The 19173-nt window shown below is 31.8% G+C and carries 18 protein-coding genes; 6 read left to right on the top strand and 12 right to left on the bottom strand.

Annotation, left to right across the window (positions count from 1 at the left end; genetic code table 11):
- Positions 1-8 precede the first annotated feature (8 nt).
- Positions 9-914: a nucleoside hydrolase gene (locus Q4548_RS09810; protein WP_303454333.1), complete on the top strand. Its 906-nt coding sequence runs from the start codon at positions 9-11 to the stop codon at positions 912-914.
- 2 nt (positions 915-916) lie between these two features.
- Positions 917-1882, top strand: coding sequence for a phosphotransferase (locus Q4548_RS09805; RefSeq protein ID WP_303454330.1), 966 nt, complete (start codon positions 917-919; stop codon positions 1880-1882).
- Positions 1883-1924: 42 nt separating this feature from the next.
- On the opposite strand, the gene arsS is transcribed toward Q4548_RS09805, so the two are convergent.
- From arsS to Q4548_RS09785, 4 genes are all read right to left on the bottom strand, one after another.
- Positions 1925-2974 (bottom strand): arsenosugar biosynthesis radical SAM (seleno)protein ArsS, encoded by a 1050-nt coding sequence (gene arsS, locus Q4548_RS09800; RefSeq protein WP_303454327.1) that lies wholly within the window; start codon positions 2972-2974, stop codon positions 1925-1927.
- Between the two features lie 82 nt (positions 2975-3056).
- Positions 3057-3392, bottom strand: a complete 336-nt coding sequence (locus Q4548_RS09795) for an arsenosugar biosynthesis-associated peroxidase-like protein (protein ID WP_303454324.1) — start codon at positions 3390-3392, stop codon at positions 3057-3059.
- Positions 3393-3402: 10 nt separating this feature from the next.
- Positions 3403-4110 (bottom strand): DUF547 domain-containing protein, encoded by a 708-nt coding sequence (locus tag Q4548_RS09790; protein WP_303454322.1) that lies wholly within the window; start codon positions 4108-4110, stop codon positions 3403-3405.
- A gap of 51 nt (positions 4111-4161) precedes the next feature.
- Positions 4162-4857 carry a queuosine precursor transporter gene (locus Q4548_RS09785; RefSeq protein WP_303454317.1) on the bottom strand — a complete coding sequence of 232 codons (696 nt, stop codon included), beginning with the start codon at positions 4855-4857 and terminating at the stop codon, positions 4162-4164.
- Between the two features lie 110 nt (positions 4858-4967).
- On the opposite strand from Q4548_RS09785, the gene fabD reads away from it, so the two are divergent.
- The gene (fabD, locus tag Q4548_RS09780; protein WP_303454314.1) at positions 4968-5849 is read left to right on the top strand and encodes an ACP S-malonyltransferase; all 882 of its coding nucleotides are present in this window, start codon (positions 4968-4970) and stop codon (positions 5847-5849) included.
- Positions 5850-5915: 66 nt separating this feature from the next.
- Here the strand turns inward: fabD and Q4548_RS09775 are convergent, their stop codons facing one another.
- The 6 genes from Q4548_RS09775 to Q4548_RS09750 form a co-directional block, all read right to left on the bottom strand.
- Positions 5916-6986: a hypothetical protein gene (locus Q4548_RS09775; RefSeq protein ID WP_303454311.1), complete on the bottom strand. Its 1071-nt coding sequence runs from the start codon at positions 6984-6986 to the stop codon at positions 5916-5918.
- A 175-nt stretch (positions 6987-7161) separates the two neighbouring features.
- Entirely contained in the window at positions 7162-7947 is a 786-nt protein-coding gene (locus Q4548_RS09770; protein WP_303454308.1) for a hypothetical protein, read from the bottom strand.
- Between the two features lie 81 nt (positions 7948-8028).
- Entirely contained in the window at positions 8029-8607 is a 579-nt protein-coding gene (locus Q4548_RS09765; protein WP_303454307.1) for an NUDIX domain-containing protein, read from the bottom strand.
- Between the two features lie 146 nt (positions 8608-8753).
- Complete coding sequence (locus Q4548_RS09760) at positions 8754-9464, bottom strand: LytTR family DNA-binding domain-containing protein (protein ID WP_303454304.1); 711 nt, start codon at positions 9462-9464, stop codon at positions 8754-8756.
- Complete coding sequence (locus Q4548_RS09755) at positions 9461-10315, bottom strand: sensor histidine kinase (protein WP_303454302.1); 855 nt, start codon at positions 10313-10315, stop codon at positions 9461-9463. The genes Q4548_RS09760 and Q4548_RS09755 overlap by 4 nt, the downstream gene beginning before the upstream one ends.
- Positions 10316-10647: 332 nt before the next feature.
- Entirely contained in the window at positions 10648-11637 is a 990-nt protein-coding gene (locus Q4548_RS09750; RefSeq protein ID WP_303454300.1) for a kelch repeat-containing protein, read from the bottom strand.
- Between the two features lie 272 nt (positions 11638-11909).
- Here Q4548_RS09750 and Q4548_RS09745 point away from each other — a divergent pair, with 272 nt between their 5' ends.
- Both Q4548_RS09745 and Q4548_RS09740 read left to right on the top strand, forming a co-directional pair.
- The gene (locus Q4548_RS09745) at positions 11910-13223 is read left to right on the top strand and encodes a DUF4270 family protein (RefSeq protein ID WP_303454298.1); all 1314 of its coding nucleotides are present in this window, start codon (positions 11910-11912) and stop codon (positions 13221-13223) included.
- Positions 13224-13227: 4 nt separating this feature from the next.
- Entirely contained in the window at positions 13228-14469 is a 1242-nt protein-coding gene (locus Q4548_RS09740; RefSeq protein ID WP_303454296.1) for a hypothetical protein, read from the top strand.
- Positions 14470-14557: 88 nt separating this feature from the next.
- Here the strand turns inward: Q4548_RS09740 and galE are convergent, their stop codons facing one another.
- Positions 14558-15571, bottom strand: a complete 1014-nt coding sequence (gene galE, locus Q4548_RS09735) for a UDP-glucose 4-epimerase GalE (RefSeq protein ID WP_303454295.1) — start codon at positions 15569-15571, stop codon at positions 14558-14560.
- An 11-nt stretch (positions 15572-15582) separates the two neighbouring features.
- Positions 15583-16707 (bottom strand): DegT/DnrJ/EryC1/StrS aminotransferase family protein, encoded by a 1125-nt coding sequence (locus Q4548_RS09730; RefSeq protein WP_303454292.1) that lies wholly within the window; start codon positions 16705-16707, stop codon positions 15583-15585.
- Positions 16708-16809: 102 nt separating this feature from the next.
- On the opposite strand from Q4548_RS09730, the gene Q4548_RS09725 reads away from it, so the two are divergent.
- Positions 16810-19173, top strand: coding sequence for a penicillin acylase family protein (locus Q4548_RS09725; protein ID WP_303454289.1), 2364 nt, complete (start codon positions 16810-16812; stop codon positions 19171-19173).

Here is a 19173-nt window from a genome sequence, read left to right as displayed (position 1 = left end):
TAAAAATAATGGTATTTATATTTGTTTTTGCGTTTTTAGGCAATGATGATGTAATTGCACAAGAAAAAATAAAATTGATTATTGATGCAGATACTGCTAACGAAGTAGATGATTTGTTTGCGATAGTAAGAGCTTTAAATGAACCTAAATTTGATTTGTTAGGAATCACATCTGCTCAGTTTCACACCTCACCATTGGCCTCCAAAGAATCTGTAAAAGAAAGCCAAAAAATAAACGAAGAAATAGTGAAATTGGCAGATAGAACAGATGTACCTACTCCTTTGGGAAGTAACATTCCTTTAAAATCTGCAAGCAAAGCTTCACCATCTGCAGCCTCAAAGTTTATTATAGAACAAGTTTTAAAGCTTAAGAAAAACGAAAAATTAAATGTAGTCGTTTTAGGATCTTCTACAAATGTGGCTTCTGCAATTTTAGAAGCACCAGAAATTATTCCTAAATTAAAAGTTCATTATATTGGTTTTTGGCATACGGTAGCAACAAATCAGTATAACAAAAAAGAGTTTAATTCTAATAATGATTCTATAGCGGTTGAGGTTTTATTAAATACAAGAAATTTAGATTTTCAAGTAATGTCTGCTACCACTTGTCAGTATTTAGTTTTTAACAAAATAACAGTTGATCAAAAATTAAAAGGAAAAGGGCCTTTAGCTAATTATTTGGTGAATAGATGGGAAACATACAATAGATGGTGGACTCAAAAAGATAAAGAAAAAAAACAGTGGATTATGTGGGATGTTGCAATTATAGAAGCTTTAGTTCATCCTGAATGGACAACAAAACAAGAATTTTATACACCTAAAGAAAATACTCAAAGAAAAATTAAAATTCATACAGCCATAAATGTAGAAAAAATGGAAAATAATTTTTGGTTGAGCTTAAAAGATATACAATAGAAATGCAGTTAGAAAAAGAAATACAGCCAAAAGTAATTCAAGGTTTTTTACAGAGAATAGGTTTTTTTAAAGATTTATCTGAAGAAGTAATTTGGAGCGAAATTCCTGGAGAAGGAAATATGAATATTGTATTGCGTATAAAAACCAATTATAGGTCTTTTATTTTAAAGCAATCTAAACCTTATGTGCAAAAATATAAAGAGATACCGGCTCCAGTAAATCGTATTAAGAGTGAATATCAGTTCTATAAAACGCTTGATGATCATGCTGTAAAATTAAATATGCCTAAGCTTTTAGGTTTTTATGAGGATGAAAATTTATTAGTGTTTGATGATTTAGGTCATTGTACTGATTTTTCTGAAATATACAGAACTAGAGAATTTACTGAATCTCAGTTAACTAGTTTAGTTACAATGATTACAAAGATTCATAATACCAAAGTAAAATCTAATTATCCTAAAAATAAAGAATTACGAATTTTAAATCATCAACATATTTTTGAGTTACCTTTTTTGGAAACAAACGGTTTTTCTTTAGATACAATTCAAAAAGGATTAGAGGCTTTGTCTTTAGTTTATAAAAAAGATACCGATTTAAAACAAAAGATTAAAGAAATAGGAGCGTTGTACTTATCAGAAGGAAATGTTTTACTACACGGAGATTTTTATCCTGGAAGTTGGATGAAAAATGAGGATGAAATATATGTTTTAGATCCGGAATTTACCTTTTTAGGTTTTGCAGAGTTTGATTTAGGTGTAATGGCAGCACATGTTACTATGGCTACAATGGAGATAAAAATGATTGATAAGATAATTGAAAAATATCCAAATTCAATAAACTCAACCTTATTAAAAAAAGTAACAGGTATAGAAATAATGCGAAGAATAATAGGGTTAGCTCAATTGCCTTTAGAAAGAAATTTAAAAGAAAAAGAATATTTGTTGAAAATAGCTTATCAATTAATATAAGCTTTTAAAGAGGTAATAATTTTACCTCTTTAAAAGTGATGTTTATACTACTGTTCCCTGGCAACTACTACCTGCTCCAGCAGTACAACCATAACAATGTTGTGAAACTATAATTTGTCTTTTACTAAGTGCTTCTACATCAAATTCCGAAATATGTTTTCCTTTGGTAGCTACTTTTAAATCTAATTGTTGATTAAAATCACAATCATACAAATCTCCATTCCAGTCTATAGAGATGGTATTTTTACACATTACGTTTTCTACAGCTGCAGGATTGTAAGCGTCTACCAGTTCATCCATGTAATCTTCGTAGTTTTCAGAAGCAACTAAAAATTCTAAAAATCTACTAATAGGTAAGTTGGTAATAGAAAATAGTTGATTGAAAGTAATGTTAAAATCCTCTTTTAAAGCAGTTTTAAATTCTTGCTCTAATTCTGTTTGATTACCAGGTAAAAAAGCACCAGAAGGATTGTAAACTAAATCTAATTTTAGACCGCTTCCTTCTATTCCATATCCAACTTTATTTAGTTCTTTTAAAGCTTCAATAGAAGCATCAAAAACTCCGTTACCACGTTGTTTGTCTGTTTTTCCGCGTTTGTAAAAAGGCAAAGAAGAAACAACATGTACATTGTGTTTTTTAAAAAACTCAGGCATGTCGTAATATTTTTTATTAGCCCTAAGAATGGTAAGGTTAGAACGTACAATAAAATCTTGAATTCCAATTTTACTAGCTTCTTCTACAAACCATCTAAAATTAGGATTCATTTCTGGTGCACCACCAGTTAAATCTAAAGTAGTAGCTCCAGATTCTTTTAGTTTGTCTAAACACAACTGCATGGTTTCGGTAGTCATGATTTCTTTTCTATCGGGACCTGCATCTACATGGCAATGTGCACAAACTTGATTACACATATAACCCAAATTTACTTGGAAAACCTCAAGTTTATTAGGTTTTAAAGGGTATTGATTGCTTTCTGAAACTTTTTGTTTAAAAGTTGGTAGTTCTCCGTTGGCAAATATTCCATTATTAAATAAAGCCAATTGATTTTTAGGATCTGCTAAACTATCTTTTCTTTTTGCGAGTGATTTCATTTTTTCAGTATCAGGTATCAGGTATTAGGTATTGAGTATCCAAAAAATTTGAGACTCATGACTAGCTACTTGATACTAATTTCTACATGGACAATTTGTCGTATTTCTTCATCATTTGAACACCATGAACCAAAGTAGCTCCCGATTTTATAGCAGCAGCTACATGTACGGCTTCCATCATTTCTTCTCTTTCTAACCCACGTTTTAAACCATCACTAGTATAAGCATCAATACAATATGCACATTGTACGGTATGCGAAACAGCTAAGGCGATTAAAGATTTTTCGCGAGCTGTTAGAGCTCCTTCTTCAAAAACTTTTCCATAGTATTCAAAAAATTTATCTCCTAATTCCTGATCCCATTGGCTAATTTTCCCAAAATCTTTTAAGTCTTTTGGATCGTAATATGTTTTTTGCATTTGATTGTTTTTATTGATTGTTTAAATTCCAATTGTATTCAATATAGTTTATGGTAGCTGAAGGATTAACCTTTGTTTGGCTATACTGATTGATAAAAGTAATCAAATCACTCTGCTGAGTAAAATCATCTTGGAACCAATTGAATATTTGTGATAATTTAATTTTTGTAGTAGTTATTTGGTTTCTACTGGTATCATTAACAAAAGTTTTCATTTTTTGGGTTAAGAGTTTTTCTATATTATTTTCTGTAAAAGCTATGTTAGGCAATGCAGGACAAGAAATAGAAGCACAATTAACTCCAGCATGAATTCTAGGATCGTTAAATTTTTTTCTCAATATATCGTGTTCAATATGATTTAGGCTTATGGTTTTACCACCAACTTTAGCAAAAGGAATTTCCCATGCATTTAGGTCGTTTTTTTTAATATCAGTAATTGATGTTAAAGGATAGTTCTCTAAAATAAGTTTGATAGTATAAGCATTGTAAGCATTGATCCAAAAAGCTTTTGTTTTGTTTGCTGACCAAGATGTATCAGGAGATTTTTTTTCTAAATACTTTAAATAAGAGTCAAGTTGAGTTTTGTCTTTAGCAAAAGCATCATAATCAACCCAACCGTTATCATCAACGTGTTTTTGTAATAAATTGTTCCAAACAGAAGTTTGAGAAAAAGAATGTAGGCTTATTAAAAGTGCCCCAATAAAAAATAAATGTTTCATAAACTAGAGATCAATAATCTTTAGGCCTTAGTTGAGAATTGAATAGAAACATTACAACTTTAACGATTTTATTTCATCGTTTACATTTAAATGAAACTTCTTTTTTAAATAAAAAACAATTGTATAAAGAATAGGAGTGTCTAAAATTGCAATAATAGCTTTGAATAAAAATCCACTTAATACAAGTGAGGTAAAAGAGTTCCATGATAAAACTTCAAAAAAACATAGCAATCCAACTACAAATGTTGTGTCTACCAGTTGCGATGTAAAAGTAGAAAAATTGTTGCGCAACCAAAGGTGTTTTCCTTGGGTATATTCTTTCCAAAAATGATAGATTCTAATGTCTATAAATTGAGCTGTTAAATAAGCTAACATAGAGGCCAAAACACCTAAAGGAGAAAGACCAAAAACTTGAGAAAAAATAGAATTGGATACGGGAGAGTTTTCTAATGCAGGAGCTACATTAGCAATTAAAATAATAAGCATGGAAAAAACAGAAGCAAAAATTCCAGCAATCACAACTTGATTGGCCTTTTTTTTACCATAAATTTCTGAGATTGTGTCTGTAATTAAAAAAGTAATAGGGTAGGGAAGAATTCCAACAGAAATCTCAAAGCGATACCAACCAAAAGGATTCCAATAAAAAAACTTTTGAAAAATTAGATTAGAAACCACTAAGGAAGTAATAAACAGAGTCGCTAAAATTAGATAGGTAGCAGTTGCTTGGTTGTTCTTTTGTAATGTCATAAACTATTTGTCTTGAGACCTATAAAAATAGAACTCTTTGATTTAAAAAACACTCTTTTGAGTGTTTTTTGCTACTTTTGCCCCACAAAATTTAGAAAAACTAGTTTTTTATGAAAGCATTTGTATTTCCTGGACAAGGAGCACAGTTTACAGGGATGGGGAAAGATTTGTATGAGAACTCTCCATTGGCCAAGGAATTGTTTGAGCAAGCAAACCAAATTTTAGGATTTGAAATTACTAAAATTATGTTTGAAGGTTCTGCAGAAGATTTAAAACAAACCAATGTTACCCAACCAGCAGTGTTTTTACACTCTGTAATTTTAGCTAAGGTGTTGGGAGACGATTTTAAAGCAGATATGGTAGCAGGACACTCTTTAGGAGAGTTATCAGCTCTAGTTGCTAACGGAACTTTGTCTTTTGAAGATGGATTAAAGTTAGTAGCAAAACGTGCCGATGCAATGCAAAAAGCATGTGATTCTATACCAGGAACCATGGCAGCTGTTTTAGGCTTAGAAGATGCAGTAGTAGAAGAAATTTGTGCTGCTATTGATGGAGTTGTGGTAGCCGCAAATTACAACTGTCCAGGACAGTTAGTGATTTCTGGAGAATTAGAAGCAGTAAAAGCAGCTTGTGAATTAGCTACAGAGAAAGGAGCACGTAGAGCTTTATTATTACCTGTGGGTGGAGCATTCCATTCGCCGCTAATGGCACCTGCTAAAGAAGAATTAGCAGCAGCTATTAAAGCAACTCAGTTTAATGAACCTTCTTGCCCAGTGTACCAAAATGTAGTAGCAAAAGCAGTTACGAATGCTAATGAAATTAAAGAAAACTTAATAGCTCAGTTAACAGGAGCTGTAAAGTGGACACAATGTGCACAAGCGATGATTGCTGATGGAGCAACGGAAGTAATTGAAGTTGGACCAGGTAAAGTATTACAAGGTTTATTTGCTAAAATTGATAGATCTGTGGCTAGAAGTAGTGCAGAAATTTAAGAAAAATAAATTCTTTAAAAAACACAAAAACCCTAGCAAAGCTAGGGTTTTTGTGTTTTTAGTTTTTTATTCTATAATATAGATGTTGTTAGCATTGATACCAATTTCAGAGCTTACTAATAAAGAACCCGTAGTAAGATTGTATGCGCTAAACGTAGAATTTTCTCCAGTAGTAGAACTGTTGATTCCGTAAATGTAATTACCATCAATGGTAAAATCTGTAAATGTAGTTTGCAACACTTCTGTAGGAATGTTAGAATTAATTCCCATTTTGTAAATTTTATCGTTTAGAGCATAATAATAGCTTTCGTTAGCATAGACCAAAGCGGTTGGATATTCATCAGTAGCAAAAGTATATTTTGTACTAAAGCTGTTGTCTGTTACATCTATCTCTTGTATGGCAGCAAGACCAGGATTTCCTTTTGCCAACAGGGCTATTTTATCACCAACAACAAATAAGTCATCTACATTGTCGTTTAGAGTAATTTCTGTAACTTCTCCTGAAGACTCTAAATCAACCACACTTACAATGCTGTTTTCGTAATGTGATATGAAAAATTTATTATATCCACTACCTTCGTATTGAACTATTTTTTCGGGTTTTAAGGTATTCAAAAGAATATAATCCCCTTTTACATATAACCAAGGAGCTTCTTCTATTCCTGTCAAAGTAATGTATGGAGTTTCTCCTGCTTCTGCCGCAGTTCCCCAATCAATGATGTATCCAGCTGTACCTTTTACAGATAATAAATATGCGGGGTCAGAAAGGTCACCGTAGTAAGTATTTTGATAAATGTAATCTTTGTCAACAGCTACAATATATTGATCTACTATAATATAGTCATAACCATCACTACCAAAAGAGATGGCTTTTATGTCTTTTCCAAGGATGGCACCATCATTTTGAGCCTGAAAATAGTCGTTGGTTACTTCTCCATCAGTATCAATATAAGTAAGGCTTCCGGTGTTAACACCATCTCCAGCATTTGTAATCATGATGCTTTTAGACAATATTCCGCTTGACGATCCGGAACCAGAACCAGACCCCGATGAGCTTAGTGTACTATTCTCAGGAGAACAAGCCACAAGTAAGGATAAAGCTACAGCTAGAAAAGATATCTTTTTAAAATGTCTCATAATTTTATTTTGGAATTAGAAACACGTACAACCATCTTAGATTAGAATAATTTTACAGTGATAATTGTTAGCGGTTTTAGGTACAAATATAAATTTTATATCTTATTAGAGCAGTGTGATAAAGCAGGAAATAACAAACGAATTGCTCAAGTTGTATTTGTTGATTTTGAGATGTTTAATAATAGTTGAATTTGATTTTCTCTTCGCTTTCAGAGTTGGTGCTTTCTGTAGGAAAGTTGTTGTTGCTTTTGTAACTGATAAAATCATTTTTTAGCAAATAAACCGAAAATCCAGAACTGTTTAAAATACTATGCCCTGAGTAAAAAACATCTAAATAAATAGAATTATAAGTTTCTCTAAAAGAGGTGTAATATGGGTTTTTGATGGATAAATATTCATAAGTAGTTGTAGTGGAAGTTGAACTAACGGAATTTATGTTGGTTACTTTTACGATATTTCCACTGGAATTGTAGTTGAAAACTTCTTCAGACAATGCATCTCCATTGTTATCCAATTCTTTTTTGCTGGTTACTCTTCCGTTACTATCCAAAATAAATTCTGTTTTTTGATCAAAAACTCCACCTGTTTCATCTTTTCTGATGGCTGTTACTTTATTATTGTCGTAGGTAAATTCTATATAAAACTGTAAGTATTCGTCATTTTCAAAGTCACTTCTTTTGATGAGTTGTCCATCTGTATTGTATTCGTAGGTGTAACTATTGTTTCCTCTAGTTTTTTTTACAATTCTTCCATCTACACTCTCGTAAGACTCATTAATGCTACCGTTTAGAAGCGTTGTTTTAAGCAAACCACTATTGTCATAAATGTATGCTTCGTTTTTTGTAGTATTTGTATAAGTCACCGTTCTTAATATAGAGTTATCGCTCAAAGAATTTTCATCACCAGAACTACAAGAGAAAAGGATGAAAGAGGTGATAAGAAATAAAAAATTTAGTTTCATAATTTAGAAATTTAGAACAAATGAATAGTTGTTTAAATACTTTATAGAGTCTCTTGTTTAGCCTAAGAATTACAAATAAACTTAAAAGATATTGATTTTTGCATATTGGAGGAACATTATAGTTTTGGCATCTTTAATTTTTCCTGTTGAAATCATTTCATAAGCTTCATGAAAATTCAACTCTAATACTTCAATGTTTTCTTGTTCGTCTAACAAACCTCCTCCTTCGCTTATTTTCATATCGGAATTGTATTCTGCAATAAAAAAATAAAGAATTTCTGTAACCGAACCAGGAGACATATAAGAGTCAAATATTTTTTGAACATTTTTTATTTTGTATCCCGTTTCTTCTTCGGTTTCTCTAATGATAGAATCTTTTGGATCTTCATTATTTTCAACACCCCCTGCACAGGCTTCTATAAGCATACCGTTTTTATTACCGTTTAAATAGGTGGGTATGCGTAATTGTTTGGTTAGTATGATGTTTTGGGTGTTGGTATTGTATAATAGAATGGTAGCTCCATTACCTTTATCATAGGATTCTCTAGAAGTGGTTTCCCAAACTCCATTAGCATTTAAGAGTTCATAAGTAACTTTGTTCAACGTATAATAGTCGTCAGATAAAAGTTCTGTTTCGATAATTTTAAAAGAGTTGTTCATGTTGAGTATAAAAATAGTTTGGTTACTACTAAAATACTAAAAAGAGAACGGCTAAAGAGAATATAATGGGATTATAAAACCAACCAAATATTTAAACAGGAAATAGGGGTGCAATTAATTAAATGATGATAGAGTGTAGAAAAGAACTACGCTCCTTCTATTCTTTTTAGAAAATCGTCTTTGTAATTGAGTCCTATGGGAATCCATTTGTCATCAATAATAACTCTGTTTCTTTGTACAGAATAAATGTGATTTAAAGATACAATGTACGATTTGTGGACTCTAATAAAATCTGAATTTCCTAATTTTTCTTCAAAACTTTTCAAACTACTTAGTGTTAAAATAGGTTTGGGTTTGTCAGTGTAAATTTTAATATAATCTTTTAAAGATTCAATATATTTAATGTCTTCTAGGTTTATTTTTAAATTTTCATATTCGGATTTTACAAAAATAAAATGAGATGATTTTTTTGTAGGCTCGGGAATTGTAATTTTTTCTTTTTTTAACTTGAACAAATCATTTGCTCTAGTAGCAGCTTGTAAAAAGCGATGGAATGGGATGGGTTTGACTAAATAATCTACAGCATTTAGATTAAAACCTTCAATAGCATAATGAGAATAGGCGGTTGTAAAAATAAATAAGGGTTTTTGATCGATAGATTTTAAAATATCTATTCCTGAAAAATTAGGCATTTCAATGTCTGTAAAGATCAAATCTACTTGATGTTCTTGTAAGACACTGGTAGCTTCAAAGCCATTGGAGCAAGATGCAATCAGTTCTAAAAAAGAAATCTTAGAAATAAAATCTTCTAACAACTCTAGAGCTAGTGGCTCATCATCTATAATAATACATCTCATGAATTGTTGTTTTTTAGTTGGATTCTTAAATTTACTTCGTAAGATTTGTCTCCGTCTAAAATATCCAATTTATGTGCATTTGGGTATAGTAAATTCAATCTATTGTAAATGTTTTGCAAACCAATTCCTGAATTTTCTTTTTTAGTGTCTTGAAGAGAAGACTTATTGTAAATATACAAGTGTAATTCGTTATTTTGAATTGTTATTTTTATAATAATAGTGGTTTTTCCTTTAAAATCGGTTCCGTATTTAAATGCATTCTCAATAAATGAAATCAATAATAAAGGTTCTATTTTGTAATTTAAATCACCATGAATATTCACTTTTACACCGCTAGAATCTTTAATTCTTAGCAGCTGTAAAGAAATATAGTTTTGTATGTGTTCTATTTCTTTTTTTAAAGGAACAATATTTTCATTGGCTTCATAAATCATGTATCGCATCAGTTCCGATAACGTAACAATGGCTTCGGTAACAGATTCAGATTTTTTATTGGCCAAAGAATAAATGCTGTTCAATGTATTGAATAAGAAATGTGGATTTAGTTGTGCTTTTAAAAAAGACAATTCAGAATTTACTTTTTGTGCTTCTATCAAGTTTCTTTCTTTTTCTTTTTTATACCATTCTGCAGCTAGTCTAATACTTGTGCTTAAAGCAAAAAAAAGTGAAAGTGACAAAAATATAGGAAAGGAGTGTCTTTTAAAACCCATAGGTTCTCTGAAATGAGAATGCATTGGAGGTCTTGGATGCATCTCTGCTATTTTACCCATGCCATTAGCTATGGGAGAAATTAAGGGTTCTATAACTAATGAAACGCATAAAAAGAAAGATAAAACTACAATAATGTACATCCAAATTTTGTTGTTTAGTAAAAGATTTGGGACAAGAATAGAGTAGTTTAGGTAAAAAACGAAAATAAAAATAAGAGTCCTAGTATAAAAGTTTTGAGGGATGGTCTCAAATTTAAAGTAGAACTGAATGGAAACAACAACAATAAACAAAATCCACACCAATATATGGATCATGAGTGTAGATAGTTTTTTTGAAATAGGATTCATTCTTTTTATTTAGGATATACTTAAAATAAAAAAAGTTGAGAATTAAGACCTCGTTAAGTTCAAAATATGAACGAGTGAATTAATTCTCAACTAATATGTTTAATTTTTATTTGGTGAAAATAAAATTAGTCTTCATCATCTTCTAATTCATCTGGTCTAAATTCCCAAATATCATCAAAGTAATAACTTCCGTTTCTTCCCATCATCACAAAGGCTTTAGTATCAAAAGTAAATGCACAAGCATCTTGTCTTGCAGAACCTTCAAAGTTAGGAACATCTTCCCAAACATCTAAAGTAGGATCGTAAACCCAAGTTTCTGTAGTTAAAGTTCCTGCAATTCCTGTACTAATATATCCTTTTCCATCTAATACAAATCCAACAGCGTTGCTTAATAAAATTTCATCATCGTTGTCATCATCATCCAAATCTGTTAATTTGGTCCAAGTAGTTCCGTCAAAAGAATAAAAATCATTTTCGTATGCTCCGTTGTAAAGTCCAAAACCAATGTAGGCAACGTTGTCAATTACAAATACAGTTCCTTCTCTACGTTTGCTACCACCATATCCGTAAACTTCTTCCCAAGTATCTGTTGTAGGATCGTATTTCCAGAAATCTTTTTGTTCACTTCCTGTGTACCCTGTTCCAACGTATCCGTTACTATTTATAGAAAATCCAATAGCTCCATATCTAGCATCTCCTCCAAAATCTGCTTTTTGTGTCCATGTATCGGTAGCAGGATCGTATTCCCAAAAATCTTTCAATCTGGTACCGCTATCTCCGTTGTAACCTGTACCTACATATCCTTTTCCATCAATTGCAAAAGCTACAGCACCTGTTCTTGCTTCTCCAGGAAAATCTGCACGATTTACCCAATAATCATCGTTAGAGTTGTACTCCCAAGTATCATTTAAGTAATCGTCACCATCAAAACCAGCTACTAAGTAACCTTTGTCTCCTATAGTGAAACTTACTGAGTTAGATCTAGAATTTCCGTCAAAAGTAGAGCTTTCTACCCAGTTTCCGTATTCGTCATCGTCGTCATCACTAGAACATCCAGTAAATATTAGTGCTAATATTGTTAAAAATAAAATGTTACCCTTTTGTATTAAATTCATAATAAATCATTAATTATATTTCTACGTTGCAATATGCTCCTTTAATTTCTTTTAAAAAAAGATATAGGACAAAAATAGATGGTATTCCTTTTAAATCAATACGAAATAGACAAACAGGTGGTTTCTGTCTTTTTATAAGTTCATAATATCGATGAATAGGGATATAGTTGAATTTCTATGGACTTGTAGTGCTTGTCTATAAAATCATACTGTTTGTATATTTTATAGCTGTTTAGAGTTGTTATACTCCTATATTTGTGTAAAAAAATACAATGAGGTTTATAATTATTGGGGTTGTATGGGCTGTTTTTTTAGTTTCTTGTGCATCAGACGAAACAAGCAGTTATTCCGTTGGGAGTGATTTTATAGATAGTAGTGTTCAGTTAAGAGTAGTAGATACATTTTCTATAAAAACCGGAACCTTTAAGTTAGATTCATTAATCACATCTTCTAAAAGTAGAATTTTACTAGGAAGTGTAGAAGAATCACATTTGGGACATTTAACCTCCCAATCTTATTTTCAGTTGGTAAGTTCTTCTTACTCTATAAGCTCAGATGCTGTTTATGATTCTATAGGTTTTGTATTGCATTACGATACTTATTACTACGGAGATACACTTCAGCTTCAGACATACAAAATTCATAGAGTTACAGAAACGGTAGAACCTTATGAAGATGCAGATTATTTTTACAATACATCTAAATTAGATTACGATACTACGGAGACATTGGGAGAATTAACTTTTGTTCCTAGACCTACAGAAGAGGATTCTATTTATATAGCGATAGATGATGTTTTAGGAAAAGAAATTTTTGATAAGATTGCTGATAATGATATCAACACTGAGGACGACTTTTTACAGTATTTTAAGGGAATGACTGTTGTGCCAAATAGTACTGTAGATAGTCATGTATTAGGTTTTAGTGCTTTAAATTATGGAAATGCTGAAAACAACTCAAGTATGAGGTTGTATTACAGTATAGATGAGGAAGATGAGGAAACGGAAGATAATTATTATATAGATTTTTACATTTCTCAAGCTGCAAAGCAGTTCAATGCAATTAGTTCTGATTTAACCACAACAAAATTGAATACTATTGAAGATATTGAAAGTATTGTATCTAGTGAAGATACAGACGATTTGTTTTACGCACAATCTGGAACAGGAATATCTGCAAGAATAGAAATTCCATTCATTAGAAATTTAAATCAAATTTCTAACACAGGTACGCAGTTAGGTGCAGAATTAACGTTTGCTCCTTTAGAAGGAACCTATGACGATAACAAACCGTTAGAAAGCTACTTAGTTGTTTATATTGTTGATAGCAAGAATAGAATTGTAAGTCAGCTAACAACTATTGATGGTTCTGAAGCTTATGCTGTTTTAAACCAAAGTGAAGATGAATTTAACCATGAAACATATTACAGTATTAATTTAGGAGGTTTTGTAGAAACCATTTTATCTTCGGAACAAAACCTGAATTATGCCTTAATGATTCAGTTTCCAGACTATGATATGACTGTTAAGAATGTTGTTCTTAAGAACGAAGATGTAAAATTAACAGTAAATTATTTAAATTATTAAATCAATGTTGAAAAAAATTTCAATCTTCTTTTTTTTAGGGGCAATTCAAATTTTGTCTGCTCAAAACAATATAAACTCACCTTATTCTTTATTTGGATTAGGAATAGAAAATCAGATAGCGACAGGAGGTTTAGTTGGTATGGGTAATTCAGGAGTTGCGCAAAGAACCTATAATGAAATCAACCTTTTCAACCCTGCCAATTTAGGAAATATTATGCCTGAATCTTTTTTGCAAGATTTTGGATTGAATGGATTGTATTCTGTTTTAAAAAATAATGATACTAACCAGTCAACAACCAAAGGAAATGTTTCTCACTTAGCATTTGCATTTCCAGTAGCACGTGGATGGGGGGTAAGCTTAGGAATTTTACCTTATACAACCACAGGTTATGAAATAGATGTAGAAGGTAATGTAGAAGGATATCCTGCAACATATACTACAAGTTATGTAGGTAGTGGAGGTCTTAATAAATTTTTTGTATCTAGTGGGTATAAAATAAATAAAAGACTTTCTGTTGGAGTTGATTTTGCAGTTTTGTTTGGAACTTTGATTCAAGAAACTCAGGTGATTTCTAGCTATATAGTAGATATTTATGACCAAAACCATTACAATGGATTAAAGTTGACAACAGGTGTTCAGTACGATGTTTTTCAAAGTGATAAGAATAGAACTACATTAGGAGCTACCATAGAATTACCAACAGTACTTAGTGGAGATCAAAATAGATCGTCTTACAAAACAACAAGTCTTGGCGGTCAAATAGAAATTGAAGAAAATACAGCAACAACTTTGAATGATTTTGAACTTCCATTGTCTATTGGAGTAGGGGTTAGTTCTGCTTTTAGAAAATTCACCACCAATCTTGATTATAAAAGAGTATTTTGGAACAATACAGACCAAAAATTAAATGACGGACGTTATACAGATCAAAGTATTTATGCTTTTGGATTAGAATATGTTAAAGAGAATAAAAATGCAAGCTTTTTTAGATTGTTAAAATATAGGTTTGGGGTGAATTACAATACAGGAATGTTAAACGTTTCTAACGAACAAATAGAAAGTCGTTTTGTTTCTGTAGGATTAGGATTTCCTATTAGCAGAACAGGTAAAGACAGTTTTAATTTTTCATACTCATATGGTACAGAAGGAACTGTAAATCACAACTTGATTCAAGAAAATTACCACAAGATATCAATCAACTTAAGTTTTAATGGAAGTTGGTTTAAAAAAGCTAAGATTCTATAAATGACCTCTCAAAAAATGAGTTGCTAAAAAGTAAAACCCTTTCTAATATTGTTAGAAAGGGTTTTTTTATGATGTTAAAAGAAAACAATTATTTTTGTTTCAATTGCCATTCCCAAGCAGATTTTAAAGCCTCTTGCAGCCCTAATTCTGTTTTCCAGTTCAATTCTTTGTTGGCAATAGTAGTGTCTGCATAAGCAGCTGTAATATCTCCAGCTCTACGATCTACAATTTTGTAGTTCAATTTAACTCCATTAGCCGTTTCAAACGCGTTGATTACTTCTAGTACAGAACTTCCTGTTCCTGTTCCCACATTAAAAAATTCGTAAGCAGCTTTGTTGTTTTTTTCAATCAAACGGTTCAAGGCAGCAATGTGTGCTTTTGCCAAATCTACAACGTGAATGTAATCTCTTACAGCTGTTCCGTCAGTTGTAGGATAATCGTCACCAAATACAGACAATTCAGCTCTAATTCCAGCAGCAGTTTGTGTAATGAAAGGAATTAAGTTTTGAGGAACTCCTAACGGCAACTCTCCAATCTTTACAGAAGGATGTGCTCCTACTGGATTGAAATAACGCAAAGCAATTGCATTGATTCCGTGTGCTTTTGAAGCATCTTCAATAATTTCTTCACCAATTTGTTTTGTATTTCCGTAAACAGATTCTGCTTTTTTTACAGGAGCGTTTTCGGTAATAGGCAACTCATCAGCTTGTCCGTATACAGTGCATGAAGAAGAGAAAATAAAGTTGTCTAATTTTCTATCTCTCATTTCTTGTAAAAGGTAAACCAAAGCACCTAAGTTGTTTTCGTAATAGTCAAGAGGTTTGCTCATGCTTTCACCCACAGCTTTAAAAGCAGCAAAGTGAATAATTCCATCAATTTGGTATTTGTCAAAGAATGTTTTTACATCTTGTTTGATACGTAAATCGATTTGTTCAAATGCTGGTTTTGTACCAGTAATCTCAGTAATTTGATCTAAAACTTTGATAGTTGTATTTGATAAATCATCAATAACAACTACATCAAATCCTGCATTTTGTAATTCTACTACGGTGTGAGATCCGATAAATCCTAAACCTCCAGTAACTAGTATTTGCTTAGCCATGTTAAAAAATATTATTTATAATTAAGAATCATTTTGGTGATCAACTCTAATTGTGCTGTTTCCAAAGCAGTATGCATTGGTAAAGATATAACTTGTTCTATCAACGTATTGGTATTGGTAAAATTTTCTTCTATAACGTTTTCAGTTTTGTATGCTTTTTGACTGTGCAATGCTACAGGATAATAAATAGCATTGGGAATATTGTTTTCTTTTAAATAAGCATGCAACTTGTCTCTTTTTCCGTTGGTAATTCTCAATGTATATTGGTGAAATACATGTGTTGAAAACTCTGAAGTTACAGGTGTTAAAATGTGTTTACAACCTTTAAAAGCGTTGTTGTAAAATTGTGCTGCAGACTGTCTTGCTTTGTTATAACTGTCCAAATAGGGAAGTTTGATGTCTAATATTGCAGCCTGAATACTGTCTAATCTAGAATTAACACCTACCACATCGTAATAATATTTTTGATACATTCCGTGATTGGTGATTCCTTTTAAAGCATGTGCCAAAGCATCATCATTCGTGAAAATAGCCCCACCATCTCCGTAACAACCCAAATTTTTAGAAGGGAAAAAAGAAGTAGTTCCAATAGTTCCCATGGTTCCAGCTTTTTTTACAGTTCCATCAATAAAAGTATAGGTGGCACCGAGTGCTTGCGCTGTATCTTCAATCACGTATAAATTGTATTGCTTGGCAATGTCTAAAATAGCTTCCATGTGCGCACATTGTCCAAACAAATGAACTGGTACAATAGCTTTGGTTTTAGGAGTGATGGCTTTTTTAAGAGCAGCAAAACTTAGGTTAAAAGTATCTGCTTCTACATCAACCAAAACAGGTGTTAATTGTAATAGTTTAATAACTTCTACGGTAGCAGCAAAAGTAAAATCAACAGTAATCACTTCATCACCAGGAGCCAAGTTTAAAGCCATCAAAGCAATTTGCAAAGCATCGGTTCCGTTTGCACAAGGAATTACGTGCTGAACGTTTAAATACTGTGCTAAATTATTTTTAAAAGAAGCTACTTGTGGCCCGTTGATAAAAGTAGAATTGCCAATAACCTCTTGGATAGAAGCATCAATTTCTTTTTTTATATCTAGGTATTGACTTTTCAAGTCAACCATTTGCAATTTGTTCATCTAAGGATAGATTGAGTTACAAATAAACAAAAATATGGGAACTATTCCTATATCAAGGAAAAGGATTCTTTATATTTAACATAGTAAAAAAAGCTTGAAAAAATGAAATGGTTTAAAAGAATAGCATTCACTCTTCTGTCTCTTTTAGTATTGATAACACTAGCAATTTATTTGTATTTTGAACATTTAAAACCTACGTATCAAGGTACTATTCATGTTCAAGGAATTCAGAATACAGAGGTTTATTTTGATAGTATTGGAGTACCTCATATATTTTCAGAATCAGAAACAGATGCGATGAAAGCTTTGGGCTATGTACATGCGCAAGAACGTTTGTGGCAAATGGAACTGTTAAGAAGAATTGCTTCTAGTAGATTGTCTGAGATTTTAGGAAAAGATTTAATTGCGGTAGATGAATTTTTTGCGCATTTGGGAATTGATGAAACTGTAGACAAACAAGTTTTAGCTCTGGATAAAAATCCAAAAGTGAAAAAACTAACAGAGGCTTATTTGCAAGGAATCAATACGTTTGTAAAAGAAGGAACAACACCAATTGAATTTACTTTGTTGGGAATTGAAAAAGAAGAGTATCAGATTAAAGATATTTATTACGTAACTGCTTACATGGCATTTAGTTTTGCTCATGCTTTTAAAACAGATCCATTGTTAAGCCACATCAAAAATAAGTTGGGAACAGCATATTTGAATGATTTGGCTATTGAGGCTGATGAACATACATTTTATCAAGAGAATTATAGAGAAGAGGTTCAGGCAATTACGCAAATAGCTAAGGTGTTAAAAAAATTACCATTTCCTCAATTTATTGGAAGCAATGGTTATGTGTTGGGACCAGAAAAAACAACAACAGGAAATGTATTGTTTGAAAACGATCCTCATATTGGATTTTCTCAACCTTGTGTGTGGTATCAGGCTCATATAAAAACACCCAATTATGAGAATTATGGTTTTTACCTTGGTTTGATGCCTTTTCCATTGTTGGCACATAACAGAGATTTTGCGTTTGGAATTACTATGTTTGAAAATGATGATATCAATTTTCACAGTTTTAAAAACCATCCTTCAGACAGTTCAAAATACATTACTAGTTCTGGGGTACATTCTTACCAGTACATCACAAAATACATTCATATAAAAGGAGAAGAGTCTAAAAAAATAAGTGTTAAAAAAACAATTTTAGGAACGGTTTTCAATCAGCAACAAAAAACATTAGACAGTATGCAACCTATTGCTGTACAATGGGTATACAACGAAAAACCAAGCACAGTGGTGCAGACTTCTTATGGATTGAACCACGCAAAAAATATTATTAGCTTTGAAAAAGAATTGAAAGGGTTGACAGCACCTGGGTTGAATTATGTTTATGGAGATGCGCAAAACAACATTGCTTTGTGGTCTGTAGCGCAGTTGTACAAGTTTCAGAACAAAATAAATACCAAGTATGTTTTGAATGGAATGGATAGCACACAAGTAAAAAAAGAATGGTTGTCTTTTGATAAAAATCCAAAAGCAATCAATCCTTCCAAAGGTTATGTACTTACTTCTAACACGCAACCAGAAGCCGTAAATGGAGAGTTGTATCAAGGATATTATTTGCCTAGAGATAGAGCCACAGCTATCAAAACTGGAATTGAAGCCAAAGACAAATTATCTGTAAACGATGTACAAAGTTTGACCAATAGTCACACCAATAAAACAGCAGTGAGCAATGTGGTGGCTTTGTTAAAAGGAGTTGATTTGGAAAAATTGTCACCGTATGAATTGACCGTTCTGGAAAAATTAATTCAATGGAAAGGAAATCATGGACTAGAAAATGTAGGGCCTACAATTTATTATAAGTTTACGTCTAGATTGATAAAACATACTTTTTTAGATGAGTTGGAACCTTTGTTTTTTGATGATTTTGTGTTGACCAATTTGTCTAAAAGAACATTGAATAAATATGTGCATTTGCCAAATTCAATTTGGTGGGACGATGTAACAACTCCTCAGAAAGAAACGTTTAAAGACATAGTGATGAAATCTTTTCAAGAATCAGTTGGGGAATTGAAAACTCAGTTAGGAGAAAATGTAGAAGATTGGCAATGGAAAAAAGTACACCAAGTAACACATGAACATGCTTTGGCAAAAATGGATTTGCTTAGAAAATTATTTAATGTAGGGTCTCTTGAAGCTGTTGGAGGAAATGAAACCGTTAATAATTTGATGTTTGATTATACAGATACCGGAGTTTACAAAGTGAATGCGGGACCCTCTACACGCAGAATTGTAGATTTTTCTGATATAGAAAATTCCTATGCTATTTTACCAACCGGACAGTCTGGAAACTTTATGAGCCCGTATTACAAAAATCAAACTGAAGATTATTTAAAAGGAACATATCATAAAATGTTGATAAATGAAACTGAAATTAAAAAAAGTGAAAATAGAGTAAGGTTTCAAGATTGA

It is taken from the genome of Wenyingzhuangia sp. 2_MG-2023, from assembly GCF_030548295.1.
Taxonomy (GTDB): Bacteria; Bacteroidota; Bacteroidia; order Flavobacteriales; family Flavobacteriaceae; genus Wenyingzhuangia.
The sequence above is the reverse complement of the archived record's forward strand: the minus strand, read 5'-3'. Positions and strand labels throughout refer to the sequence as shown.

Coding starts and splice junctions, on each gene's coding strand:
- Q4548_RS09795 (WP_303454324.1), bottom strand. CDS start 3,392: ATGCAAAAAACATATTACGATCCAAAAGACTTAAAAGATTTTGGGAAA.
- arsS (WP_303454327.1), bottom strand. CDS start 2,974: ATGAAATCACTCGCAAAAAGAAAAGATAGTTTAGCAGATCCTAAAAAT.
- Q4548_RS09790 (WP_303454322.1), bottom strand. CDS start 4,110: ATGAAACATTTATTTTTTATTGGGGCACTTTTAATAAGCCTACATTCT.
- Q4548_RS09775 (WP_303454311.1), bottom strand. CDS start 6,986: ATGAGACATTTTAAAAAGATATCTTTTCTAGCTGTAGCTTTATCCTTA.
- Q4548_RS09760 (WP_303454304.1), bottom strand. CDS start 9,464: ATGAGATGTATTATTATAGATGATGAGCCACTAGCTCTAGAGTTGTTA.
- Q4548_RS09810 (WP_303454333.1), top strand. CDS start 9: ATGGTATTTATATTTGTTTTTGCGTTTTTAGGCAATGATGATGTAATT.
- Q4548_RS09725 (WP_303454289.1), top strand. CDS start 16,810: ATGAAATGGTTTAAAAGAATAGCATTCACTCTTCTGTCTCTTTTAGTA.
- Q4548_RS09750 (WP_303454300.1), bottom strand. CDS start 11,637: ATGAATTTAATACAAAAGGGTAACATTTTATTTTTAACAATATTAGCA.
- Q4548_RS09740 (WP_303454296.1), top strand. CDS start 13,228: ATGTTGAAAAAAATTTCAATCTTCTTTTTTTTAGGGGCAATTCAAATT.
- galE (WP_303454295.1), bottom strand. CDS start 15,571: ATGGCTAAGCAAATACTAGTTACTGGAGGTTTAGGATTTATCGGATCT.
- fabD (WP_303454314.1), top strand. CDS start 4,968: ATGAAAGCATTTGTATTTCCTGGACAAGGAGCACAGTTTACAGGGATG.
- Q4548_RS09765 (WP_303454307.1), bottom strand. CDS start 8,607: ATGAACAACTCTTTTAAAATTATCGAAACAGAACTTTTATCTGACGAC.
- Q4548_RS09755 (WP_303454302.1), bottom strand. CDS start 10,315: ATGTACATTATTGTAGTTTTATCTTTCTTTTTATGCGTTTCATTAGTT.
- Q4548_RS09805 (WP_303454330.1), top strand. CDS start 917: ATGCAGTTAGAAAAAGAAATACAGCCAAAAGTAATTCAAGGTTTTTTA.
- Q4548_RS09745 (WP_303454298.1), top strand. CDS start 11,910: ATGAGGTTTATAATTATTGGGGTTGTATGGGCTGTTTTTTTAGTTTCT.
- Q4548_RS09785 (WP_303454317.1), bottom strand. CDS start 4,857: ATGACATTACAAAAGAACAACCAAGCAACTGCTACCTATCTAATTTTA.
- Q4548_RS09770 (WP_303454308.1), bottom strand. CDS start 7,947: ATGAAACTAAATTTTTTATTTCTTATCACCTCTTTCATCCTTTTCTCT.
- Q4548_RS09730 (WP_303454292.1), bottom strand. CDS start 16,707: ATGAACAAATTGCAAATGGTTGACTTGAAAAGTCAATACCTAGATATA.